The sequence below is a fragment of the Nocardia sp. FDAARGOS_372 genome, from assembly GCF_002554515.1.
Taxonomy (GTDB): Bacteria; Actinomycetota; Actinomycetes; order Mycobacteriales; family Mycobacteriaceae; genus Nocardia; species Nocardia farcinica.
Window position 1 is genome coordinate 4,228,605 of the sequence record NZ_PDDW01000001.1, and the last position, 23,095, is coordinate 4,251,699.

The 23,095-nt window shown below is 70.7% G+C and carries 20 protein-coding genes; 9 read left to right on the forward strand and 11 right to left on the reverse strand.

From position 1 onward, the window contains the following. Positions 1-72: 72 nt before the first annotated feature. The 3 genes from CRM89_RS19945 to CRM89_RS19955 all read left to right on the forward strand — a co-directional run bounded on the left by CRM89_RS19945 (position 73) and on the right by CRM89_RS19955 (position 2,100). Positions 73-648, forward strand: a complete 576-nt coding sequence (locus CRM89_RS19945) for a TetR-like C-terminal domain-containing protein (protein WP_011211756.1) — start codon at positions 73-75, stop codon at positions 646-648. A 142-nt stretch (positions 649-790) separates the two neighbouring features. After that, the gene (locus CRM89_RS19950; RefSeq protein WP_098085538.1) at positions 791-1,537 is read left to right on the forward strand and encodes a thioredoxin domain-containing protein; all 747 of its coding nucleotides are present in this window, start codon (positions 791-793) and stop codon (positions 1,535-1,537) included. Next, positions 1,534-2,100, forward strand: a complete 567-nt coding sequence (locus tag CRM89_RS19955) for a vitamin K epoxide reductase family protein (RefSeq protein WP_011211758.1) — start codon at positions 1,534-1,536, stop codon at positions 2,098-2,100. The genes CRM89_RS19950 and CRM89_RS19955 overlap by 4 nt, the downstream gene beginning before the upstream one ends. A 3-nt stretch (positions 2,101-2,103) precedes the next feature. On the opposite strand, the gene CRM89_RS19960 is transcribed toward CRM89_RS19955, so the two are convergent. Beyond that, positions 2,104-3,198: a S1C family serine protease gene (locus CRM89_RS19960; RefSeq protein ID WP_098085541.1), complete on the reverse strand. Its 1,095-nt coding sequence runs from the start codon at positions 3,196-3,198 to the stop codon at positions 2,104-2,106. Positions 3,199-3,305: 107 nt separating this feature from the next. Between CRM89_RS19960 and CRM89_RS19965 the strand changes: the two genes are divergently transcribed. Both CRM89_RS19965 and CRM89_RS19970 read left to right on the forward strand, forming a co-directional pair. Continuing rightward, positions 3,306-4,361 carry an NAD(P)-dependent alcohol dehydrogenase gene (locus CRM89_RS19965; protein WP_098085543.1) on the forward strand — a complete coding sequence of 352 codons (1,056 nt, stop codon included), beginning with the start codon at positions 3,306-3,308 and terminating at the stop codon, positions 4,359-4,361. A 49-nt stretch (positions 4,362-4,410) separates the two neighbouring features. Continuing rightward, complete coding sequence (locus CRM89_RS19970) at positions 4,411-5,640, forward strand: AI-2E family transporter (RefSeq protein ID WP_229434795.1); 1,230 nt, start codon at positions 4,411-4,413, stop codon at positions 5,638-5,640. Positions 5,641-5,700: 60 nt separating this feature from the next. Here the strand turns inward: CRM89_RS19970 and metE are convergent, their stop codons facing one another. The 3 genes from metE to aceA all read right to left on the reverse strand — a co-directional run bounded on the left by metE (position 5,701) and on the right by aceA (position 10,507). Then, positions 5,701-8,004: a 5-methyltetrahydropteroyltriglutamate--homocysteine S-methyltransferase gene (gene metE / locus CRM89_RS19975; protein WP_086841350.1), complete on the reverse strand. Its 2,304-nt coding sequence runs from the start codon at positions 8,002-8,004 to the stop codon at positions 5,701-5,703. 184 nt (positions 8,005-8,188) lie between these two features. After that, the gene (locus tag CRM89_RS19980; RefSeq protein ID WP_011211763.1) at positions 8,189-9,058 is read right to left on the reverse strand and encodes a 3-hydroxybutyryl-CoA dehydrogenase; all 870 of its coding nucleotides are present in this window, start codon (positions 9,056-9,058) and stop codon (positions 8,189-8,191) included. Between the two features lie 159 nt (positions 9,059-9,217). Then, positions 9,218-10,507 (reverse strand): isocitrate lyase, encoded by a 1,290-nt coding sequence (aceA, locus tag CRM89_RS19985; RefSeq protein WP_011211764.1) that lies wholly within the window; start codon positions 10,505-10,507, stop codon positions 9,218-9,220. A 507-nt stretch (positions 10,508-11,014) separates the two neighbouring features. Between aceA and CRM89_RS19990 the strand changes: the two genes are divergently transcribed. Both CRM89_RS19990 and CRM89_RS19995 read left to right on the forward strand, forming a co-directional pair. Beyond that, positions 11,015-11,938 (forward strand): cation diffusion facilitator family transporter, encoded by a 924-nt coding sequence (locus CRM89_RS19990; RefSeq protein ID WP_098087064.1) that lies wholly within the window; start codon positions 11,015-11,017, stop codon positions 11,936-11,938. A gap of 79 nt (positions 11,939-12,017) precedes the next feature. Continuing rightward, a complete protein-coding gene (locus CRM89_RS19995) occupies positions 12,018-13,151 on the forward strand; it encodes a S9 family peptidase (RefSeq protein ID WP_098085546.1) in 1,134 nt (377 codons plus the stop codon). A 122-nt stretch (positions 13,152-13,273) separates the two neighbouring features. Here CRM89_RS19995 and CRM89_RS20000 read toward each other — a convergent pair whose 3' ends face one another. Continuing rightward, positions 13,274-13,597 carry a hypothetical protein gene (locus CRM89_RS20000; RefSeq protein ID WP_098085549.1) on the reverse strand — a complete coding sequence of 108 codons (324 nt, stop codon included), beginning with the start codon at positions 13,595-13,597 and terminating at the stop codon, positions 13,274-13,276. After that, a complete protein-coding gene (locus CRM89_RS30495; protein WP_127516269.1) occupies positions 13,594-13,938 on the reverse strand; it encodes a hypothetical protein in 345 nt (114 codons plus the stop codon). The genes CRM89_RS20000 and CRM89_RS30495 overlap by 4 nt, the downstream gene beginning before the upstream one ends. A 367-nt stretch (positions 13,939-14,305) precedes the next feature. On the opposite strand from CRM89_RS30495, the gene CRM89_RS20010 reads away from it, so the two are divergent. Next, entirely contained in the window at positions 14,306-15,541 is a 1,236-nt protein-coding gene (locus tag CRM89_RS20010) for a hypothetical protein (protein ID WP_127516271.1), read from the forward strand. A 70-nt stretch (positions 15,542-15,611) separates the two neighbouring features. Beyond that, on the forward strand, positions 15,612-16,154 hold the full coding sequence (locus tag CRM89_RS20015; protein WP_098085558.1) for an NUDIX hydrolase: 543 nt from the start codon (positions 15,612-15,614) through the stop codon (positions 16,152-16,154). 191 nt (positions 16,155-16,345) lie between these two features. On the opposite strand, the gene puuE is transcribed toward CRM89_RS20015, so the two are convergent. Genes puuE through CRM89_RS20040 form a run of 5 tightly spaced genes read right to left on the reverse strand, consistent with a single transcriptional unit; the run spans position 16,346 to position 23,061 of the window. After that, positions 16,346-17,245 (reverse strand): allantoinase PuuE, encoded by a 900-nt coding sequence (gene puuE, locus CRM89_RS20020; RefSeq protein ID WP_098085560.1) that lies wholly within the window; start codon positions 17,243-17,245, stop codon positions 16,346-16,348. Beyond that, on the reverse strand, positions 17,242-18,231 hold the full coding sequence (gene alc / locus CRM89_RS20025; RefSeq protein ID WP_060594162.1) for an allantoicase: 990 nt from the start codon (positions 18,229-18,231) through the stop codon (positions 17,242-17,244). The genes puuE and alc overlap by 4 nt, the downstream gene beginning before the upstream one ends. Further along, the gene (locus CRM89_RS20030) at positions 18,228-19,499 is read right to left on the reverse strand and encodes an aldolase/citrate lyase family protein (protein WP_098085563.1); all 1,272 of its coding nucleotides are present in this window, start codon (positions 19,497-19,499) and stop codon (positions 18,228-18,230) included. Before CRM89_RS20030 ends, alc begins: the two co-directional genes overlap by 4 nt. Next, positions 19,496-22,216, reverse strand: a complete 2,721-nt coding sequence (locus CRM89_RS20035) for a molybdopterin-dependent oxidoreductase (RefSeq protein ID WP_098085566.1) — start codon at positions 22,214-22,216, stop codon at positions 19,496-19,498. The genes CRM89_RS20030 and CRM89_RS20035 overlap by 4 nt, the downstream gene beginning before the upstream one ends. Further along, positions 22,213-23,061: a xanthine dehydrogenase family protein subunit M gene (locus CRM89_RS20040; protein ID WP_060594159.1), complete on the reverse strand. Its 849-nt coding sequence runs from the start codon at positions 23,059-23,061 to the stop codon at positions 22,213-22,215. Before CRM89_RS20040 ends, CRM89_RS20035 begins: the two co-directional genes overlap by 4 nt. Positions 23,062-23,095 lie beyond the last annotated feature (34 nt).

Sequence of the window (23,095 nt, forward strand, 5' to 3'; positions counted from 1 at the left end):
GTCGACTTGCGATGCCCCTTCACGCTAGAACCCCCTGGGCAATAACGCAAGAGGTCTTGCGATAATTGAGGCATGACGTCCTCCACCCCCCAGCTCCGCGGCGCGCGGCTGCGCCGCGCCGTCCTCGACGCGACGCTGGCGCGCATCGAATCCGCCGGTATCGAGCAGGTGCGGGTCGCCGATGTCGCCGCCGACGCGGGCGTGCACGAGACCTCGATCTACCGCCGCTGGAAAACCCTGCCCAAACTGCTGCTCGACGCGCTGCTCTCGCGCATCGACACGGAGATCCCGATCGCCGACAGCGGCTCCGCCCGCGCCGACCTGGAAGCCTTCCTCGCCGACCTGATCCGCTTCGCCGAGACCCCGTCGGGCGCCGCACTGATCCGCGGCACCGCCATCGTCGGCGCCGACCCCGAGGTCGCCGAAGCCAGGCGGGAGTTCTGGGTGCGCCGGCTCTCGGCGTCGGAGGAGATCGTCCGGCGCGGCATCGCCCGGGGCGAACTCGCCGCGACCGCCGACCCGCGACTGATCATGCTCGCGCTCGGCGGCCTGGTGCACCTGCAAGTGACCCACCTCGGCGGCGAAATCCCGGCGACCTGGCCGCGCGAAGCCGTCGGCCTGGTGCTCGACGGCGCACGCGTCCGCTGAGCCGGACGCCACATTTTCGGAAACTCTCAGGTTGACCCGCGATGATGGGCGCCGTGCCCGGCCGCCCGGCGCCCACCCGCGCCACTACCATCGGGGCGGCAGGTCGAACCGTCAGGCGAGGGAAAGGCGTGGTGAACGCACGGTGAGCAACAATCCGGGCCGGAGGAATCCGCTGCTGGAGGCGGAACGCGCCGACCGCAAGCGCAAGATCGCGATCCAGGCGGGCGTGGCGGCCGTGCTGATCGGCCTCGTCGCCGCCATCGGCATCGGCATCGCGGTCAAGAAGGCCGAGCGCGACGATCCCGGCCCGACACCGGCCATCGCCGCCCAGACCGGCGCCGCGGTCACCGGCTCGATCACCGACAGCGGCGCGGTGCGCATCGGCAAGCCCGACGCCACCGTCACCGTGCGGGTGGTGGCCGACCTGCAGTGCCCGGCGTGCAAGAACTTCGAAGCGACCTACGGGCAGCTGCTCGAGGACGCGGTGAACAACGGCACCGCCGCCGTGGAGTACAACGTGATCTCCTTCCTGGACCGCGCCTCGACCAACGAGTACTCGAGCCGCGCCGCCAACGCCGCCTACTGCGTGGCCGAGCAGGACCCGGCCAAGTTCCAGACCTGGCTGAAGACCATGTTCGCCCAGCAGCCCGCCGAGGGCGGCGCCGGTCACACCGACGACCAACTGATCGAGATCGCCCGCGAGGTCGGCTACACCGACGCCGTCGCGGGCTGCATCCAGGACCGCACCTACGCCAAGTACGTGACGTCGAAGACCCAGGCCGTGTTCGGTGAGGGCGTGCAGTCCACCCCGACGGTCTTCGTCAACGGCCAGCAGGTGCAGCCCAACGGCCTCGAGCAGGCCATCGCCGCGGCGGCCGCGGGCCGGTGATCGCGGCTCCGCCCAGGTCCGCGTGGCTGCTGCTGGTCTGCGGCCTCGCGGGCTGGATCGCGTCGGTGACCCTCACCGTCGAGCGGTACAAGCTGTTCCTCGATCCCGACTACCGGCCCTCGTGCAGCCTCAACCCGGTGCTGTCCTGCGGTTCGGTGATGGTCACCGATCAGGCGGCGGTGTTCGGCTTCCCCAACCCGCTGATGGGCATCGCGGGCTTCTCCGTGGTGGTGACGCTGGCCGTGCTCGCGGTCGCCGGGGTCGCGCTGCCGCGCTGGATCTGGGGCGGGCTGTGGCTGGGCGCGGTGCTCGGCACCGTCTTCGTGTGCTGGCTGATCTTCCAGAGCCTCTACCGGATCAACGCGCTGTGCCCGTACTGCATGGTGGTCTGGGCGGTGATCACCCCGCTGCTCGCCGTCGTCACCGACCAGCTCTGGGGCCGCGCGAGCGGCCCCCTCGGCGTGCTGGCCGAATGGCGGTGGACCCTGGTCGCCCTGTTCTACGCGGTGGTCCTGCTGCTGGTGTTCCTGCGCTTCCAGGACTACTGGCTGAGCCTGGTGTGAGGCTCAGTTCGGCGTGCCGAGGCCCAGTTCCACGGTGACCGTGCGCTCCACCCCGTCGGCGCCGAGCACGCCGAGGCGCACGGTCTCCCCCGGCCTGCGCCGGTCGATGGCCGTGCGCAGCACTCGGGCCGAGCCGATCGGGCGGCCGTCGATCGAGACGATCACCTCGCCGTCGGCGAGACCGGCGGCGTAGGCGGGCAGGCCGTAGAGGGCCACGTCGATGCGGGCGCCACTGGGGCTGGCGTCGGAGATGAGCACGCCGAGGGTCGCGGTCGGGCCGATGTGCACGGTGTCGGTGGGGATGCCGGACCGGATCTGGCGCACCACCCGCATGGCGGTGTCGATGGGCACCGCGTAGCCGTTCGGCCGTTCCAGTTCGGCCGCCGCCTCCCCCGACGACGCGGTGACGACGCCGACCACCGCGCCCTGCCAGTCGACCAGTGCGCCCCCGGACTGCCCGGAGCTGACCGGGGCGGCCACCTCCACCATCCCGCGCAACGCCTTCCGCGACAGATCCGCGGCGTTGAGCGCCACGATGGTGCTGTTGAGCGCGGTGACCAGGCCGGGTGTCGCGGTCGGCGGGCCGCCGGTGCCACCGGCGTTACCCAGGGCCAGCACCTCGTCACGCACCCGCACGCTCGACGAACTGCCCAGCCGGGCGGTCGGCAGGCCGTTCGCCCCCGGCAGCGACAGCAGGGCGATGTCGGCGGTCGAGTCGTAGCCGAGCACGGTCGCGCGATACTCGGCGCCGGTCGCCTGCGTGGTGACCACGACCTGCTCGGCGCCTTTCACCACGTGATGGCTGGTGAGCACCTGCCCGTCGGCGGTCAGCACGATGCCGGTCCCGGCCGCGCCCTGGCCGAGCGGGCGGGTCCGGGTGCTGATGTTCACCAGCGCCGGCGTCACCTCGGCCGCGACGGCAGCCTGGTCGAGCGGCGGATTCGGCGGCCGGACCGTCGGCGCGGCCGTGGTCCCGGTGTCTCCGAACGGCCATCCGGGCAGCTCACCGCGGAAACCGAGGAACCCGGCCAGGGCGAGCACGGCCGCCACCAGCAGCGCGGACCATCGGCCGCCGCTGCCGCGCGGTTCGTCCTGCATGCGCCCTCCACCCTCACCTGGCCCGACGGCCGTGACGAATCCCATTGTGGCGGCCGGGGACGGCGATCGGTTGGCAATCCGGCGCATGCGACGGTAGGCATGTATTCATGAGCACCGCTGCCGCCGCCTATGCCGTGTCCGCCGCCGACGGATCCTTCGAGAAGGTCACCATCGCCCGGAGGGAGCTCGGGCCGCACGACGTGCTGATCGATGTGAAGTACGCGGGCATCTGCCACTCCGACATCCACACCGCCCGTGACGAGTGGGGTGGCACCCGCTACCCGTGCGTGCCCGGCCACGAGATCGCGGGCCTCGTCGCCGCGGTCGGCTCGGCGGTCACGAAATACCGGCCCGGCGACCGGGTGGGTGTCGGCTGCATGGTCGACTCGTGCGGTCAGTGCCCGCCGTGCCTGGCCGACGAGGAGCAGTACTGCCTGCGCGGCGCCACCATGACCTACAACACCCCGGTGCCCGAGGAGGTGCAGCCCGGCGGGCACACCCTGGGCGGCTACTCCACCCAGGTCGTCGTCACCGAGAACTTCGTGGTCCGCATCCCCGAGGGCATCGGCCTCGACGTCGCGGCGCCGCTGCTGTGCGCGGGCGTGACGCTGTTCTCGCCGCTGCGGCACTGGCAGGCCGGGCCGGGCAAGCGCGTCGCCATCGTCGGGATGGGCGGGCTCGGCCACATCGGGGTGAAGCTGGCCGCCGCGATGGGCGCCGAGGTCACCGTGCTCAGCCATTCGCTGAGCAAGCAGGAGGACGGCAAGCGCTTCGGCGCGCACCACTACTACGCCACCGGCGACAAGCAGACCTTCCGCGATCTGCGCAACCGGTTCGACCTGATCATCAACACCGTCTCGGCCGACCTGCCCGTCGACAGCTACATGCGCCTGCTGCGCCTGGACGGCACCCTGGTGATCCTCGGCCTGCCCGAGAACCCGCTCAGCGTGCGGCCTTTCACCCTCGCCAATTACCGCCGCTCACTGGCCGGTTCGATGATCGGCGGCATCGCCCAGACCCAGGAGATGCTGAACTTCTGCGCCGAGCACGGCATCGGCGCCGAGATCGAGCTCATCTCCGCCGACGAGATCGACAACGCCTACGACCGGGTGGTCGCCAGCGACGTGCGGTACCGCTTCGTGATCGACGCCGCCACCATGTAGCCGCGGCGCGGTGTGAGCGGGGGCGCGGCCGCGTCGCTACGTTGGTGCTGTGGCCGCCGACGACGAATCGACCGAGGAGAACGCCCCCGCACCGCAGGAAGCGGTGGTGACCGCCGAATTGAGCGCGGGACCGCCGCCGTGGCTGCTGCGGGCCTTCCTGCTCGCGGCGGCGACCGTCAGCGGGCTGGTGCTCGGCTTCTGGGTGTTGCAGCGCCTGCAAGGGCTGCTCACCGTGCTGATGATCTCGCTGTTCCTGGCCTTCGCGATCGAGCCGGCGGTGAACTGGCTGGCCGCGCGCGGCATGCGGCGCGGGCCCGCGACCGGGCTGGTGTTCCTGGGCCTGGTGGCGGTCGTCGTCGCGTTCTTCGGCGCGCTCGGCGCGCTGCTGGTCGATCAGGTGACCACGCTGGTGCAGAACGCACCCGACTACGCCGACCAGGTGGTCGACTGGATCAACCGGACCTTCCGCACCCAGCTCTCGGGGGAGGACATCGAGAAGTACGCCACCGAATGGAGCGACAAGCTCGAGGGCTACCTCGTCGGCTTCGCCGGAAACGCCTGGGGCATCGGCACGGCCGCGGTCGGCGCGCTGTTCCAGGCACTCGGCGTGCTGCTGTTCACCTTCTACTTCGCCGCCGACGGGCCGCGCTTCCGCAACGCGGTCTGCTCGCTGCTGCCGCTGCGCAGGCAGGTGCACGTGCTGCGGGCCTGGGACATCGCCGTGGAGAAGACCGGCGGCTACATCTACTCGCGCGGCCTGCTCGCGCTGTGCTCGGCGATCGCCCACTACGCCGCGTTGCGGGTGCTCGGGGTGCCCTCGGCGCTGGCGCTGGCGCTGTGGGTCGGCGTGGTGTCGCAGTTCATTCCGACCGTCGGCACCTATCTCGCCGGTGCGATCCCGATCGTCGTGGCCCTCGTCCACGATCCGGGCTCGGCGCTGTGGTTGCTCGGATTCATCGTCCTCTACCAGCAATTCGAGAACTACGTGCTGCAACCGCGCATCACCGCCACCACCCTGGACATGCACCCCGCCGTGGCGTTCGGCGCGGTACTCGCCGGTGCCGCCCTGCTCGGCGCCACCGGCGCCCTGCTCGCCATCCCCGTCACCGCCACCGTCCAGGCCTTCGCCGGCGCCTACGTCCGCCGATACGAAGTCCGCACCGACCTCGACACCACCCCGCCCCCACCCGCCCCACGCCCGAAGAAGCCGCGGAACTGGGCCCGCCAGTTGACCATCCGCTTCACCGGCACCGACTCCCCCGGCCGCACCTCCCCCTGACGCGACGAGCGGGCCGCCTCTCCGTGGAGAGACGGCCCGCTCGCCGGAGCGTCTGCGGAATCAGTCCGTGGCCTGCACCCGCCTGCGGATGCGGCGGGCGGCGGCGACCATGTTGCGCAGGGAGGGCTCGAGCTGCCAGTAGTGGCGGGTCTTGAGACCACCGTCGGGGTTGGCCCACAGGCGTTCCGGGGTGACGGCTTCGGCGGCGGCGGAGAGCAGCTCGTCGAGTTCGTCGATGTCGGGGATGCGGGCCGAGCGGCTCTCGTAGACGCCGGGACCGACGCCGTGGCTGAGGCCGTGGCCGCCCGCGGCGTCCTCCTTGAGCGCCTTGAGCACCCACTCGATGGAGCGGGTGGCCACGATCGCGGTGACGTCGGCGTCGAGTTCCTCGATCGCGTCCACCACCTCGGTGCGCCCGGAATAGCCGATGTGCGTGTGGATCTGGGTGTCCGGGCGCACGCCGGAGGTGGCCAGCCGGAACGCGCCGACCGCCCAGCGCAGGTACTCGGCGCGGCCCTCGGCGCGCAGCGGCAGCATCTCGCGGATGGCGGGCTCGTCGACCTGGATGATCGCGATGCCGGCCTTCTCCAGATCCACCACCTCGTCACGGATGGCCAGCGCCACCTGGTCGGCGGTCTCGTAGAGCGGCTGGTCCTGGCGCACGAACGAGCGCGCGATCATGGTGACCGGTCCGGTGACGATGCCCTTGACCGGCTTGTCGGTCAGCGACTGGGCGTAGGTGATCCAGTCGACCGACATCGGCGCCGGGCGCGAGACGTCACCGTAGATGATCGGCGGCCGCACACACCGCGAGCCGTACACCTGCACCCAGCCGAAGTGGGTGGTGGCGAAGCCGTCGAGCAGTTCGGCGAAGTACTGCACCATGTCGTTGCGCTCGTGCTCGCCGTGCACCAGCACGTCCAGGCCGATGTCCTCCTGCAACCGGATGGTGGCCTCGATCTCGGCTTCGATCCGCTTGCGGTACTCCTCGTAGGACAGCCGTCCCTGGTCGAGGTCGTAGCGGGCCTGGCGGATCTTGCCGGTCTGCGGGAACGAGCCCAGCGTGGTGGCGGGCACCGGCGGCAGGTTCAGCCTGGCCTGCTGGGCGGCGCGCCGCTCGGCGTAGGGCTCGCGCGAGCGCATGTCCGGGGTGATGGAGTACACCCGCTGGCGCACCGCGTGCTTCTGCTTGAAGTGCACCTCGCGCGGACGCTTGCGCCACTTGTCCGACGGCCCCTCGGTGAGCGCCTTGGCCAGCGAGACCACCTCGCCCACCTTCTGTTTGGCGAAGGCGAGCCGGTCGGCGACGTTGCCCTCGAGGTCGTACTCGACGAGCAGGTCGTAGGGCACGTGCAGCAGCGTGCAGCCGGTGGAGACCACCAGGTCCGGGCAGACCTTGGCGAGTTCGTTGAGGTATTCGAGCGTCACGTACCGGTCGGCGCGCCAGACGTTGCGGCCGCTGATCACGCCCGCGTACAGCCGCTTGCGGCGGATGCCGGGCACCTTGGCCAGCTCGTCGGGGTCGATGCGGTGGCTGGCCAGGTCGAGGCCGATCGCCTCGACGCCGGTGCCCGCCAGGATGGTCAGCGCCTCGCCGAAATCGCCGTACTGGCCGGTGACCAGGATGCGGGGACGCAGCGGCGCCTTGGACAGCCGCTGGTAGGCGCGCTCGAAGGCGGCCAGCTCGGCCTCGCTGCGCTCGCTGGTGTAGGCGGGCTCGTCGAGCTGCACGCAGGTGGCGCCGCGCTTGGCGAGGATCTCGAACAGTTCCTCGTACACCGGCAGCAGCTTGTCGAGCAGGCTCAGCGTGTCGAACTCGGCCTCGCCCGGCTGGTCACCGGCCTTGGACAGCAGCAGCAGCGAAGCGGGTCCGAGCACGACCGGGCGCAGTTCGATGCCCTGCGCCATCGCGCGGTCGAATTCGTCGAGCAGCGCCTCGGGGTGCAGCGAGAACTCGGTGTCGGGCGCGAGCTCGGGCTGGCGGTAGTGGTAGTTGGTGTTGATGTAGCGCACCAGCTCGAGCGGGGGCAGGTCCGGCCGCCCGCGCGCCATCAGGAAGTAGAAGTCCAGCGGATCCATCACGTCCTGGTAGGGCTGGAAGCGCTTGGGCACCGCGCCGAACATCAGCGCGTTGTCCAGGACGTGGTCGTAGAAGGAGAAGGTGTTGCCGGGCACCTGGGTCAGGCCGGTGGCGGCCAGCTCGTTGAACTGGCGCTCCTGGATGTCGCGGCCGACCTCGAGCAGTTCCTCCCGCGAGAGCGACCCGCGCCAGTAGGACTCGAGCGCGCGCTTGAGTTCCCGGTGCGGCCCGATCCTGGGGTAGCCCAGAATGCTCGACCCGTAGCCCTCGGTGACGTTGACCATGCGCGGGAACTCCCTTTCGATCGGCTGCGTGCCCGCCGCCGGGCGGCCGCGCGCAGCGCTGCGCTCTCGTCTTTGCAGCTTATGTCGGCCGCCGCGGGGAGCACCGCGAAGCACCGGTGCGAAACACCCCGCTACCGCGCCGTGCAGTAACGGGGTGTGCGCAACCCCGGGGACCGGAAGGTGGTTACTTGTTGTACTGGTAGAAGCCCGCGCCGGTCTTCTTGCCGAGCAGGCCCGCCTCGACCATGCGCATCAGCAGCGGCGGGGCCGAGTACAGCGGTTCCTTGAACTCGGCGTACATGGAGTCGGCGATGGACTTGACGGTGTCGAGGCCGACCAGGTCGGTCAGCGCGAGCGGGCCCATCGGGTGGGCGCAGCCGAGCACCATCGCCTTGTCGACGTCTTCCTTGGTGGCGAAACCGGATTCGACCATCCGGATCGCCGAGAGCAGGTAGGGCACCAGCAGCGCGTTGACCACGAACCCGGAGCGGTCGGCCGAGCGCACGACCTGCTTGCCCAGCACGTCACCGGCGAACGCCTCGGCCCGCGCGGACACCGCTTCGCTGGTCTTGAGCGTGGTCACCAGCTCGACCAGCGGCAGCACCGGCACCGGGTTGAAGAAGTGCATGCCGACCACGCGCTCGGGATTGGCGGTGGCGACGGCGATCTTCATGATCGGAATGGAGGAGGTGTTGGAGGCCAGCACCGCGTTCGGGTCGGTGACGACCTTGTCCAGCTCGGCGAAGATCGAGGTCTTGACCTCCTCGTTCTCCAGCACGGCCTCGACCACCAGCTGGCGGTCGGCGAAATCGCCGAGATCGGAGGTGAAGCGCAGCCGCCAGGCGGCCTGCTCGCGCTCGCGCTCGGTGATCTTGCCGCTGCTGACGCCACGATCCAGCGAACGCAGGATGCGGGCGCGGCCTGCGGCGGCCAGTTCCCTGGTCTGTTCGTAGACGAGCACGTCGACGTGTGCACGCGCGCACACTTCCGCGATTCCGGCGCCCATCTGTCCGGCGCCGATGACTCCGACGCGCTGAATCTTCTCGCTGCTCACGTCCCGCTCCTGCTGTTCTGGTCTGGCTTGCGGTGGCTGGTTCTGGTCCAAGGTATAGGGATGCCCTCCCTCGCCGGGGCTGTTCAGCGAGGGAGGGCGGTACACCCCTACCGGCGTAGGGGACTAGCGGAAAACCCGGTAGTCACCGGCCGTTTCGGCTCAGTGGAACTGACCCTCTTCGGTGGAGCCCTTCAGCGCGGCCGTCGAGGTGTTCGGGTCGACGGTGGTGGCGATGGCGTCGAAGTAGCCCGCGCCGACCTCGCGCTGGTGCTTGATGGCGGTGAAGCCACGCTCCTCGGCGGCCTTGAACTCGCGGTTCTGCAGGTCGACGAAGGCGGTCATGCCCTCGCGGGCGTAGCCGTAGGCCAGGTCGAACATGCCGTAGTTGAGCGAGTGGAAGCCCGCCAGGGTGATGAACTGGAACTTGAAGCCCATCGCGCCCAGCTCCTTCTGGAACTTGGCGATGGTGCTGTCGTCCAGGTGCGCCGACCAGTTGAACGACGGCGAGCAGTTGTAGGCCAGCAGCTGGTCCGGGAACTCGCTGCGCACGGCCTCGGAGAACTTCTTGGCCAGCTCGAGGTCCGGGGTGCCGGTCTCCATCCAGATCAGGTCCGCGTAGGGCGCGTAGGCCTTGGCGCGGGCGATGCAGGGCTCGATGCCGTTCTTGACCTGGTAAAAGCCCTCGGAGGTGCGCTCACCGGTGATGAACGGGCGGTCGCGCTCGTCCACGTCGGAGGTGATCAGGGTGGCGGCCTCGGCATCGGTGCGGGCGATGACGACGGTCGGCACACCGGCCACGTCGGCGGCCAGACGCGCGGAGGTCAGGGTGCGGATGTGCTGCTGGGTGGGGATGAGCACCTTGCCGCCCAGGTGGCCGCACTTCTTCTCCGAGGCCAGCTGGTCTTCCCAGTGCGAGCCGGCGACACCGGCGGCGATCATGGCCTTCTGCAGCTCGTAGACGTTGAGCGCGCCACCGAAGCCCGCCTCACCGTCGGCCACGATCGGGGCCAGCCAGTTCTCGACGGAGGTGTCGCCCTCGATCTTGGCGATCTCGTCGGCGCGCAGCAGCGCGTTGTTGATGCGGCGGACCACGGCCGGAACCGAGTTGGCCGGGTACAGCGACTGGTCGGGGTAGGTGTGACCCGAGAGGTTCGCGTCACCGGCGACCTGCCAGCCGGACAGGTAGATGGCCTTCAGGCCGGCGCGGACCTGCTGCACGGCCTGGTTGCCGGTGAGGGCGCCCAGCGAGTTGATGTAGTCCTCGTTGTTGACGAGGTCCCACAGGATCTCCGAGCCGCGACGGGCGAGGGTGTGCTCCTCGACGACGTTGCCCTGAAGCGCAACCACCTGCTCGGCGGTGTAGTTACGGGTGACGCCCTTCCAGCGAGGGTTGGTGTCCCAATCCTTCTGGATCTCCTCAGCGGTCTTCGGGGTGCCGGTGGTCGACATCTCTGACTCCACTTCCTTGGTCGGTCGGTGCCGCGAGGCCGAGCGTGACGCTCGAACTGCTGGAGCGGCGTTTTGCAGGCTTGCTATGCCTTCGGGGTGTACTTCCACACGATGGCACACCAGGAAATAGCCGTCTACCTGTTGCAAATGCGAATTCCAGCTAGCTTTCACCCCCGGCTTGCAAAGTTTGCAAAATTAGCCTGCGGATTGCACGCGTGTAACCTACCGGCGGGTAGCGCTGACCTCGGGTTTTACCGTAACGCCCGTACTGTTTTCCGTCACCAACTGACGGCGCGCCAACACGCCGACAGTCCGCATTTGTGATCGGTTTCACAAGAGGGGGCGACTGCCCGCGCTGTGGCCCGTGCCACGAAGCCGCCGACAGGGCAGCCAGGGCCAATACATAAATACATACGCATGTTAGTATGCTTTCCAGTTGGGCGGCAGCCGGGCAATGCGAAGTGGCGTCGGCCGATGGTGTCGGTGCCGATGGAGAAGGAGGTCACGGTGGGACACGGACACGATCACGGGGTGGCGGTGGTCGAGGCGGGTAGTGCGTCCGGGAAGTACGTGCGGCGGCTCGGCCTGGTGATCGGGCTCGGGCTGGTGACCTTCGTGGCGCAGCTCGTCGTCGGGTTGTCGACGTCGTCACTGGCGCTGCTGTCGGACTCGGCGCACGTGTTCACCGATGTGTTCGGGGTGGCGATGGCGCTGGTGGCGATCCTGGTGGCCCGCCGTGCCGCGCATCGCGCCCACCGCTCCTACGGGATGTATCGCGCGGAGGTGCTGGCCGCGCTGGTCAATTCGCTGCTGCTGTTCGGTGTCGCCGGATGGGTGCTCTACGAGGCGGTGGGGCGGTTGGCCGAGCCACCCGAGGTGCCGGGGCTGCCGGTGGCCGTGGTCGCCGTCGTCGGGTTGGTGATGAACGTGGCCGCGCTGCTGCTGTTGCGGCGTGGCGCCGGCGAGAGCCTGAACGTGCGCGGCGCCTACCTGGAGGTGCTGGCCGACCTGCTCGGGTCCGTCGGCGTCCTGGTCAGCGGTCTGGTGACGCTGGTGTTCGGCTGGCGCTACGCCGACCCGGTCATCGGTATCGGCATCGGCCTGTTCGTCCTGCCCCGCGCCTACAGTCTGGGTCGGCACGCGCTGCGAATCCTGTTCCAGCACGCCCCCGCCGGGATGGACGTCGAGCAGGTCCGCACCGACCTCGCGGATCTCCCCGGCGTGGCGCAGGTCCACGACCTGCACATCTGGACGCTGACCTCCGGGATGGAGGTGGCCTCCGCGCACCTGGCCGTCGAGGCGGGCGCCGATACCGACCGCGTGCTGGCCGCCGCGCAGGAACTCCTGGCCGATCGCTATCACCTCGACCACGCCACCCTGCAGGTCGAATCGGCGAGCCGGGCACAGGAGTGCGACCGACTGCCGTGGTAGACCGCACGGCCGCGCCGGATGCGCCGGCACGGCCGTCGTGCGCGAGACTGGTCCGCAGTCGACCGGACAGGAGTCATCCATGCGCAAGTTCGTCGCCGCGGCCGCCGTGGCCGTCAGTTGCGCGGGCACGCTGCTCGCCCTTCCCGGCACCGCGCACGCCGAGCCGGGCACCGTCGTCTCGGTGGCGCCGCTCGCGGCGGTCGCCACCCCGCCCGGGGCCGGCGATGCGGCCCGCATCCACTACGACACCGTCACCGTCGGCGATGCGCCGACCGTCGCCAGCGCGGCCGTGTATTTCCCGCCCGGCGAAGCGCCCGCGGGCGGCTGGCCGGTGATCGCGTGGGCGCACGGCACCGTGGGACTCGGGGACGACTGCGCCTACAGCGTCGCTGGTCCGTCGGCACGCGAACGGGACTGGGCCTACCTGGGCACCTGGCTGGACCAGGGCTACGCCGTGGTGGCCGCCGACTACGCCGGGCTGGGAACGGCCGGAGAACATCCGTACCTCAACGGAATGGTCGAGGCGCACAACATCGTCGACGCGGTGCGGGCGGCGACCGCGCAGTACCCGAACCTGGCGCGCCGGTGGGCCGTGGTCGGCCAGTCCCAGGGCGGCGGCGCGGCGGTGGTCACCGCGCGGTACGCCACCGAGCTGGGCGGGCCCGAACTCGACTATCGGGGCGCGGTGGGCACCGGTGTGCCCGCCTACATCGAGGACATCCTGATACCGCTCGGGCCGGGAATGCCACCGATCGAGCTGGGCCCGCACACCTCCGCCTACGTGCTGTACATCCTGGCCGGGCTGGAGACCACGCACCCCGAACTGAACATCGGCTCCTACCTCACCGAGGCCGGACGCGACTGGGTGGCGCGGGCGCGCACCTCGTGCGTGGAGGCGTTCGGCACGGAACTCGCCGCGCACGATGTGGTGCTCGGCGACCTGTTCGCCCGGCCGCTGGCCGAAATCCCGGATCTGCACGGCGTGCTCGCCCGCTACCTCGGCCTGCCCGAATCCGGCTACGACCGACCCCTGTTCCTCGGCCAGGGCTTGCGCGACACGGACGTCATCACCCCCCAGACGCTACGGTTCGCCGCCACCCTGCAATCGCGCGGCGAGCCGGTGACGCTGCACGTCTACGACGAGGACCACAACGGCGCGGTGAACGCCTCACTGCCCGACAGCCTGCCGTTCGTACGGAACCTGTTCGCGTAGCTCGAGTTCCAACCTCTCGAAACAAGGATGGTTTCATCGCTTGTCTCGGCGTTCGGGCAGCACCACCGCCAGGATGAGCACGGTCAGTGGCAGGCCGACCGCGAGGGCGTATCCGAGCGTGATCACTGTTCAGGCGGTGTCGGTGCGGTGATTCCCCATCGCCGCGGATAGCGCTGTGTTGCGGTGATCAGGTCGGCGACTCGAGTGACAACCCACCACGGAGTGCCGGCTTCGAGGTCGTCGAGATGGGGAATCACGACCGCGTCGGCGGCGCGATCGAGTACGTGCTGGACGGCGATCAGCGCGGCCAGGACGGCGGTGACGTCGGCGTGGACGGTGTAGACGAGGTGGAGCCGGTGTTTCCGCGTGAGCGCCTCCAAGGTGGCCGGGTCGTGGGTGCCGTGCAGTAGGGCGATCGCCCGTGTCGGACTGCCGGGTCCGGTCACTGGCGGTCCTCGATGTACTGCGCGGCGAGCCGGAACCGGGGACAGTCGTGCCCGGCGTGGTCGGCCATCAGGTGGATGGCGTGCGCGCGCCCGCGGACGGGATCGGTGCAATCGCAGGCGACCGGGCAGTTGAGGTGGCGGAGGCCGGCGGCGACGCGTTCGAGGAGGTCGCGATCGCGAGTGTGCCAGAGCCGGATGGTGGCGGCCATCGACGGGTTGCGTGCCTGTCTGGTGGGAAGTTTCGGTCGTTCCTGACTCGGCTCGGCGATTGATTCGTTTGCGGCCTGGCCGTGTTCGGTGTGCAGCAGGTCAACAGCAGGCCTTGCCTGGTTGAGGTCCATTCGTACTCCTTTGCGCTCGAATGGCTCTCACCTTCACCGCCCAGACGCGGCCGCCGTATGACCAAATGGTTATGCAGGTTGCGGTTCGGGTTATCTCCCCAGTTCAGATCGGTAGGCTCGTCTTGATTCAGCGGATCGGCAGCGCGCATACACACGTTGATCGGACTCAGGGGGAAATTTGGGAACGGCATCGGGCAGCGGACGACCGTATTGCCGCTCGTGCAGTCGACCGCTGGCCGCCGACAATTCCACGGTGCTATGTGGCCCCTGCACAACCGAGGCCCGCGACCGTATCGCGGAACCGCCGACGCTCTCACCAGGCTTCTGGGACCATCCACCGCTCGAACAGGCACTTGCCGAGCGGCATATGGGCAAGGTCATCGCGGCTTACCGCCGCCATCCCGACCATGGGTCCGCAGTACGCCAAGCAGATATCGCACGCTGGGCCGGGACCAGCCAGGTGCGAATCAGCCGAATCGAAAACGGTCCACCGATGCGGCAGATGGACAGTCTTGCCTACTGGGCCGAGCTGCTCGGTATTCCGCATCACCTGCTGTGGTTCCAGATGCCCGGCCGCACCCACTCGATGTCTGTGCCACGGCAGGCTGCCACGGATTCTCCGACCGCCAGCGGGTTTCGGCTGCTGCGCTTGGATGCTCGTCTTCCGGCGGCGCAACGTGATATGGCCGTCATCGAGTCTTTGCGGTCCGCAGATCTCAGGATGGGCGGCGGCCATCTCTACCGCGAACTGATCCGTTACCTCACGACCGATCTCGGGCCGCGCTTGCTCTTCGGCCATGCCGATCCCGCGTTGTTCGTCGTCGCCGCCGGACTGATCGAGATGTCCGGGTGGATGGCGCACGACGCAGGACACGATGAACTGGCTCATCACCAATTCACGCGTGCCCGCGAGTTCGCCAAGCTCGGCCCCGATCGGCAGCTGCCGGTGCATATTCGCACCAGCCTCAGCCATCTCGAGCTGCATCGGGGGAATCCCAAGCGCGCGATCCAACATGCCTACGAGGCGGAATCCGCCCTGGCGAAAGCACCGGCGCATCCCGAACTCAAAGCCCGGTTGTCCGCGATGCAGGCCCGCGGGTTCGCGGCCCTGGGCGAAGCCCGCCAAACCCGTGCCACCCTGCAACGGGCGGCGGACGCGCTCGACGCTCCTACCGCGTACCCACTGTCGCCGTGGGTCAGCCGATTCGATCACGGCAGTCTCGCTGCCGAAGCTGCGCGATGCGCCAGGCTACTCGGTGATCGTGCCCGTGCCGCCGAATACGCGCAGCGGGCGATCGACCTCCGGTCACCCGATCGGGCGCGCTCCCGCGCGCTCTCTCAACTCATGCTGGCGGCAATACTCGCCGACCAAGGGCACCCGGAGCCTGCCTGCACGATCGCCGACGGCGTCATCGCGGCAACCTCCGACCTGGCATCCCATGTCGTCGTCCGGCATCTCGGAGACCTGGTCGACAGCCTCCAGCCGTACCGCAACAGTCCGCCGGTGACGGCCTTTCTCGAGCACCTGCGCGAGACCATCCGCTCCCGTACCTGGATACTGGCTATGGTGACCAGCCAACCGGACCAGTTTTCCGGCGCGTAGCACCATCGACGGCGACGCGGGCGAGATTCCGATCGGATCACCGAGTGGAGTTGCGCAAGAAGATGGTGTCATGAGTGCCGTGGAGAAGCCCCTGTACGAACGTGACCCCGAGGCCTATGCGGCGCATATCGCCGAGGGCAACGCGATACTGCCTCGGAAGCTGGTCAGCGCTGATGTACTGCTGTTCGACCAGCAGGGGCGAATTCTGCTCGTCGATCCGAACTACAAGCCCGGGTGGGATCTGCCCGGCGGCAATGTCGAGGCCAACGAACCGCCGGACGCCGGAGCGCTACGTGAACTACATGAGGAGCTCGGCCTCGAACTGTCCCCGGACGACCTGGACTTACTGTGCGTCGACTGGGTGTCGCCACACAGTAGATGGGACGACTGGCTGAAGTTCATTTTCGGGGGCCTCCGCCTGACGGATTCGCAGATCGCCGGCCTCCGTATCGAGGACGAAGAACTCACGGCGTTCGAGTTCTGCTCGGAAAGTCAGGCTCGGCAGCGGCTCGGCACCGCGCTGTGGACGAGAGTCGAGGCCGCTCTCGACGCGGATCGAACCGGCAAGGCCGTCTATCTGCGCGACGGCCGGCCCAACCACGGCTACGGCTGAATCCGGTGCTTCGACGGGCCGCCCAGACAGGCCGGCAGACGCGACCTGTCGACGCCGTTCGCGCGGGTCGACATCCACCAGGGTTCGGTCCCGACGGAGCCTGCTTACGGTTACTCGTCGACATCCTCGAGCCTGCGTGCGGCCTCGTCGAGCAATCGGTCGTCCTTGTCACCGGCCTTGTCCACACCGCCCTAACCCGGGGCCGGATGCACCCGCCGCCAGTGTTCGGCGATGTCGATGCGGCGGGTGACCCACACCCGGTCGTGGGACTGCACGTGGTCGAGGAATCGCTCGAGGGCGGCTGTGCGGGCGGGGCGGCCGACGAGCCGGCAGTGCAGTCCGACGGAGAGCATTTTCGGCGCGCCCTGTGCGCCCTCCCGGTAGAGGACGTCGAAGGCGTCGCGGAGGTGGGTGAAGAACTGGTCGCCGCTGGGGAATCCGGCGGGGGAGGCGAAGCGCATGTCGTTGGTGTCGAGGGTGTAGGGCACGACGAGGTGGTCGCGGTCGTGCACGCGCACCCAGTAGGGCAGGTCGTCGGCGTAGGAGTCCGCGTCGTAGACGAAGCCGCCGTGTTCGACGACCAGTTCGCGGGTGTGGGGTGAGTCGCGGCCGGTGTACCAGCCCAGCGGTGGCGCGCCGGTGAGTTCGGTGAGGATGCCGACCGCCTCGGCCATGTCCGCGCGTTCGGCCTCCCGGTCGACGAGTTGATAGGAGATCCAGCGCAGGCCGTGGCAGGCGATCTCGTGGCCGAGCTCGACGCAGGCGGCCACGGCGTCGGGGTTGCGTTGCATCGCGCGGGCGACGGCGAAGATCGTCAGCGGCAGCCCGCGCCGCTCGAACACCCGCAAGACCCGCCACAGGCCCGCGCGCGAGCCGTACTCGTAGAGCGATTCGACGCTCATGTGCCGGTTCGGGAAGGGTTCGCAGGGGGTCAGCTCGGTCAGGAACGTCTCGGAGTGCGGGTCGCCGTCGAGGATGTTGCGCTCGGCGCCTTCCTCGTAGTTGAGCACGAACTGGACGGCGATCCGCGCGGCACCGGGCCAGTGCGGGTGCGGCGGGTGTGCTCCGTAGCCGACGAAATCGCGGGTCATCCGCCCAGCTCCCCGAACAGCCGGACCCGGGCCAGGCCGCCGTCGGGATAGATGTCGAGTCGGACCTCCTCGACGGAGGCGGCGACCGCGGCGATCGGGAAGCGGTGCCTGGTGTCGGGTTGCAGCGGCGTGCGCGGCAGCAGCTCCACCTCGGTGCCGTCGGTGGTGCGCCCGGTCAGCCGCGCGGCGGCGGGACTGTTGCCGAGGAAGTAGGAGGTGTCGAGTTCGGCCAGCCGGATCAGGCCGGGACCGGCGAGCCGGATGCGCACCCAGTCGTTGCCGTCGTCGCGGCGGCGCGCGGTCTCCCAGCCGTCGCCCATCCGGCGGGCGTTGCCGGGATGGAGCAGCTGGTGCGGGGACCCGTAGAAGCGGTCGGAGCAGTCGAGCACCAGGGCGCCGTTCTCCAGGGCGGCCAGGTCCACCGGGCCGAGGCCGAGCAGCGCCGGGTCGGGCCTGCCCTCGCCGTGGACGCGCAGCCGGGCGATGCCGCCGTCGGGGTGCATGGTGAGGCGCACATGGGTCCAGCGGTCGCGGCTGGGGATCGGGAACGGGTTGCGGGCGTCGCCGCGAACCGGCACCCGGTCGAGCAGGGGTACCCAGTCGGTGCGGGCGGCGATGTCCGCGGCGGGCGGGTAGCCGTCGATCGCGAGGGCGGACAGCGAGATCGCGGGCGGATAGTTGCCGGTGAACCAGGAGGTGTCGACGACGACGCCGTGGATCACCCCGGGCACGCCGAGCCGGACGACGGCGGCGTCGTCGCCGGGCAGGCCACGGTGCCTGCGGGTCTCCCAGCCGTCGTACACCTGGCCTCTGTGCCCGTAGGTCGCGGGCCGGAACTCCGGTGCCTCGGGCACGATCAGGTTCTCCTTCTCGGCGAAGAACTCGTCGTCGGCCCAGATCACCGCACCGCCGAGCGAGCGCACCGCCAGATCCGGCAGTTCGGTGAAGCCGCGCGGTGCGACGCGGTCGGCGGCCGTCTCGTTCACGGCGTCTCCTGTTCCAGCTCGGGCAGCGGTCTGCGCAAGGCCAGCGCGCGCACCACCGCCGCGTCCAGTTCCGGTGCGTCGGCTCGCACTTCGTCCTCGGTGACGGCGCCGCACCGGGTGGCGCGCAGCACGGTCGAGGCGAGCGCCTGCGCCGTGGCCGGTTCGTCGACAACGCCGTGCCCGGCACCGCCGCCGTGCCCGGCACCGGCGCGCCCGGCCAGGTAGGAGCGCAACCGCGGGACGGCCGCCTCGACGGCGGTGCGGAAGAAGGCGTAGGTGGCGGCCCAGCGGGTCACCAGGTGGCCGGGATGCATGTCCCAGCCCTGGTAGTACCCGCGCCGCAGCGCCCGCGTGACCAGCCGGTGATGTTCCCGCAGCGCGGCGGGCGGATCCCCGTCCGGCACGATCAGCGTGGAGCCGTCACACACCCACACGCCCGTCTGCGCGGCCGCGGCCTGCATGACGGCCTTGGCGTGGTCGGCCGCGGGGTGGTCCAGCGCCTGGCAGTGCGCGGCGACGCCGCAGTCGGCGGTGTAATCGTAGGTGCCGAAATGCAGCGCGTCGCAGCGACCTTCGGCGACGGTGAGCATGCGGGCGACGGGCGTGCCGCCGTCGGCGCCGATGATGGCCTGCGGGCTCTCGATCTGCAGTTCGAACCGCAACGCCCCCTCCGGCAGGCCCGCGCCGCGCTCCAGCCCCTCGCACAGCGCCACCAGCGCCGAAACCTGTTCGGGCGCGCGCACCTTCGGCACCGTGACGACGAACCCGGCGGGGACGCCACCCGCCCCGTCGAGCACGAGTTCGAGGGTGCGCACCGCGCGCCGGCGTTCCAGCCCGGCCAGCCCTTTCGTCCGGATACCGAAGCGGGCCGGTCCGGCGGGGTCGGCGGCCCAGGCGGCGAGCACCGCGCCCGCGGCGAGCGCGGCCGCGTCCTCCTCGTCGTCGGGCCGCGGGCCGTAGCCGTCCTCGAAGTCGATGCGCAGATCCTGCACCGGTGCGGTGCTGAGGCGGTCGCGCACGGTGGGCAGCACGTCGATCGGGTCGAGCTCGGCGAGGGTGTCGCGGTGCCGGTCGAGCAGGTCGACGGCGGCGGCGCCCCACCGAGCGGGGGTGTCGGCCGCCGCCCGGTCGGCCGGGACGTAGACCGTGTGGATCGGCTGGGCTCGCCCGTCGGAACCGGGATATCGGGTGCGCAGCTCGGTGTCGACGGCGTCGAGCATCGCCTCGATCCTGGCTCGCACGTTCTCCGGCAACCGCGTCGCGGTCATCGCGACTCTCCTTCCTGCAGGGCACGCCAGATCCGGTCCGCCGTCATCGGCAGCCGGTACATCCGCACGCCCACGGCGTCGCGGATCGCGTTGGCCAGTGCGGGCGCGACCGGGTTGTACGGGGATTCGCTCATCGATTTGGCGCCGAGCGGGCCGAGTTCGTCGGCGGTGTCGGCGAAGGCGACCTCGGTGACGGGCAGGTCGGCGGCCTGCGGAATGTGATAGTGGCGCAGGGTGCGGGTGGTGACCACGCCGCGCTCGGCGCGCATGTCCTCGTACAGCGCGGTGCCGATCGCCTGCGCCGCACCGCCTTCCACCTGGCCGCGGCACTGCGCCGGGTGCAACACGGTGCCGGCGTCGGCGGACTGCACCGAGTGCAGGATCCGGACCCGGCCGGTGTCGGGATCCACGGCGACGCGGAAGGCCTGCACGTTGAAGCTGACCGAGCGCGGACTGCCCGCGTGGGTGCCGCGGGCACGCAACTCCCCCGCCGCGCACAGCTCGGCGGCCGTGACCAGCCGGTCGCCGCAGCGCACGCCGTCCGGCCCGGGCACGCAGGCGTCGGCGGGCAGGCCGGTCAGTTCGGCGGCGCGGGTGCGGATCCGTTCGCGCAACGCGGTGGCGGCGAGGTGGGTGGCCTTGCCCGCGACGACGATGCCGGTGGAGCCGAACGCGCCGGTGTCGTGGCCGACGAGGTCGGTGTCGGACTGGCGGATGTCGATGCGGTCGGCGGCCACGCCGAGCGCGGTGGCGGCCAGGGTCAGGTGCGCGGTGGTCGTGCCGTTGCCGAATTCGGCGGTGCCGACCCGTATTTCGTAGCGGCCGTCGGCGCGCAGGACGGCCACCGTCTCGGCGTGGTGGCCGCGCGGCGGGATGGTCGCGATCATCGCCGCGGCCATGCCCTCCCCGACCCGCCACCGCGGGCCCGGTGCGGCCACCCCGTTGCCGCGCCGCAGCGCCGCGCGCGCCAGGTCCAGGCACTGGTCCAGGCCGTAGCTGCCGAAGCGCAGATCGCCGGGCTCGGCCTCGGCGCCGACGAACGGATCGCCGGGCCGCACGGCGTTGCGGGCGCGGAACTCGAACGGGTCGATGCCCAGCGCACGGGCCAGCTCGTCGAGCGCGGATTCGATGCCGAAGACCAGCTGGCCGAGGCCGTAACCGCGGAAGGCGCCGGAGGGGACGTTGTTGGTGTAGGCGGCGCGGCCGTCCACCCGCTTGTTCGGGCACCGATAGAGCTGCACCGACTCCCCGACGCCGTGGAAGAGCACACCCGGACTGTGGTTGCCGTAGGCGCCCGCGTCCAGCAGCACATCCACGGCCAAGGCGGTGAGGATGCCCGCCGCGTCGGCGGCCGCGGTGACCTCGACCCGCGCCGGATGGCGGCTGGTCGCGGCGGTGAACTCGTCGGTGCGGGTGTACTCGTACTGCACCGGCCGCCCGGTGCGCAGCACGGCCAGCGCGATCAAGTCCTCGACCAGCATCTCCTGCTTGGCGCCGAAACCCCCGCCCACGCGGGCCGCGAACACCCGCACCCGGTCGCGGGCGAGCCCGAACACCTCGCAGAGTTCGTCGCGCACCAGGAACGGCACCTGGGTCGAACAGCGGATCACCAGTCGCCCGGCCCGGTCGAGCCAGCCGACGCCACCGTGGGTTTCCAGGTGCACGTGCTGCACCCGTGGACTGTGCCACACACCCCGCACCACGTGGGCGGCGTCGGCCAGCCCGGCCGCGACCGAACCGACCTCGCCGTGGATCTCGGCGACCAGGTTCCGGGCGGGATCGGCGATGCGCGCCTCGGCTGGTTTGTCACCGTGCAGCGCGGGCGCACCCTCCGCCAGTGCCAGTGCGGGATCGAACACCGCGGGCAACTCCGCGTAGGTCACCCGCAGCAGCCGGCAGCCGGCGCGCGCGATGTCGAGGGTGTCGGCGACGACGGCGGCCACCCGCTGCCCGGCGAATCGCACCGTGCGGTCGAGGACGTAGGTGTCGTCGGGGTCGTCGGTGCGCAGTTCGTGGCGGGCCGTGGAGAAGGCGCGCGCGGGGGCGTCGGCGTAGGTGAGCACGGCGTGCACGCCCGGTAGCGCCTCGGCGGCGGCGGTGTCGATGGCGACGATCCGCGCGTGCGGGTGCGGGCTGGGCAGCACGGCGAGGTGCAGCGGCGCGGCCGGTGGGGTGCGCTCGTCGTCCCCCGGCTCGAAATCCAGGGTGAACGGTTCCAGTCCGGCGACGACCCGCGGCCCGGCCGGTGCGCCGACCGGAGCGGGACGCTCGGCGGCACCCGCGGGCGCCGGGGAGACCGCCGCGAGGATCGGCCGGTAGCCGGTGCAGCGGCAGAGGTTGCCCTTGAACAGTTCGGGGAGATCGGCCTCGGGCGGGGTGGCCGCCCCGGTCAGCCCGGCGGCGGTGACGACCATGCCGGGTGTGCAGAAGCCGCACTGGAAGGCGGATTCGGCGAGGAAGCGGCGCTGGATCGGGTGCGGATCGGCGGGAGTGCCGAGGCCGGCGGCGGTGACGACGCGCGCGTCGGCGGCGCGATGGGCCGGGACGAGGCAGGAGTGCACCGCGAGGCCGTCGAGCAGGACCGAGCAGGCGCCGCAGTCGCCGGCGTCGCAGCCCTTCTTGACGGCGCGGGCCCCGTGTTCGCGCAGCAGGGTGCGCAGGCACTGGCCGGGCCGGGGCCGGGCTTCGACGGAGCGGCCGTCGACCTCGAATCTCACGGCGCCGCACCGCCGTTCAGCTCCGCGACCACCTGGCGGGCGAGCAGCCCGGTGACATGCGCGCGCCAGTCCGGGGCGCCGTGCGGATCGTCGAACCACAACCGCGGATCCAGACCCGCGACGGCCGCGGCGACGGCGTCGGGCGCGGGCACGCCGTCGAAGCCGAGGACGACGGGCCGCACGGTGGCCGCGCTGATGGTCAGGACGACGCCCGCGGCGTCGAGCCGGCCGATCACCAGTGCGCCGGAGCGACCGAGCGGGGCGAGCGCGATCCTGCGCAGCACGGTGCGTGCCGACAGGGTCCGCCGCGGTACGACGAGCGCCCGCAACACCTCCCCCTCGGCGAGCACGGTCCGGCCCGGCCCGGTCACGAACTCGCGCAACGGAATCCGCCGCTCCCCACCCGCGCGCGGCCACACCACCGCGACCGCGTCCAACGCCACCAGCACGGCCAGCACCGCACCCGCGGGCAGGGCCAGGCACACGTTCCCGCCGACGGTCGCCGTTCGCCAGATCTTGTGCGAGGCCACCAGCGCCCGGCAGGCCGCCGCGAAGCACGTCGTCGCGGGCAGACCGGGGAATCGCGGCGACCGCCCCAGTTCGCGGCCCGGCCGCGCGCCCGCGAACTCGGCCAGGGTGCAGGTCGCGGCGATCTCCAGGCCGGCCTCGTGCAGGGTGAGCGGTGGCCAGTCCAGCGCGGTGATGTCGACGAGCCGGTGCAGATGCTCCTGCGGCTCGGAGAACAGGAACGTGCCGCCGGCCAGCACCGCCGTGCCGCCACCCACCTCGGCCAGGTCGCGGCGGTCGCGTGCCACGACCACCTCGCGGATCGTGTCCAGGTCCACCGCTCACCTCGCTCCCGTCGCCCGACCCGTCCTC

Bases quoted from the DNA above. Each gene is read 5' to 3' on its own strand.
- CRM89_RS19945 (WP_011211756.1), top strand. From the start codon at position 73: ATGACGTCCTCCACCCCCCAGCTCCGCGGCGCGCGGCTGCGCCGCGCC.
- CRM89_RS19960 (WP_098085541.1), bottom strand. From the start codon at position 3,198: ATGCAGGACGAACCGCGCGGCAGCGGCGGCCGATGGTCCGCGCTGCTG.
- CRM89_RS19965 (WP_098085543.1), top strand. From the start codon at position 3,306: ATGAGCACCGCTGCCGCCGCCTATGCCGTGTCCGCCGCCGACGGATCC.
- metE (WP_086841350.1), bottom strand. From the start codon at position 8,004: ATGGTCAACGTCACCGAGGGCTACGGGTCGAGCATTCTGGGCTACCCC.
- aceA (WP_011211764.1), bottom strand. From the start codon at position 10,507: ATGTCGACCACCGGCACCCCGAAGACCGCTGAGGAGATCCAGAAGGAT.
- CRM89_RS19995 (WP_098085546.1), top strand. From the start codon at position 12,018: ATGCGCAAGTTCGTCGCCGCGGCCGCCGTGGCCGTCAGTTGCGCGGGC.
- CRM89_RS30495 (WP_127516269.1), bottom strand. From the start codon at position 13,938: ATGGACCTCAACCAGGCAAGGCCTGCTGTTGACCTGCTGCACACCGAA.
- CRM89_RS20010 (WP_127516271.1), top strand. From the start codon at position 14,306: ATGGGCAAGGTCATCGCGGCTTACCGCCGCCATCCCGACCATGGGTCC.
- CRM89_RS20015 (WP_098085558.1), top strand. From the start codon at position 15,612: ATGAGTGCCGTGGAGAAGCCCCTGTACGAACGTGACCCCGAGGCCTAT.
- puuE (WP_098085560.1), bottom strand. From the start codon at position 17,245: ATGACCCGCGATTTCGTCGGCTACGGAGCACACCCGCCGCACCCGCAC.
- CRM89_RS20030 (WP_098085563.1), bottom strand. From the start codon at position 19,499: ATGACCGCGACGCGGTTGCCGGAGAACGTGCGAGCCAGGATCGAGGCG.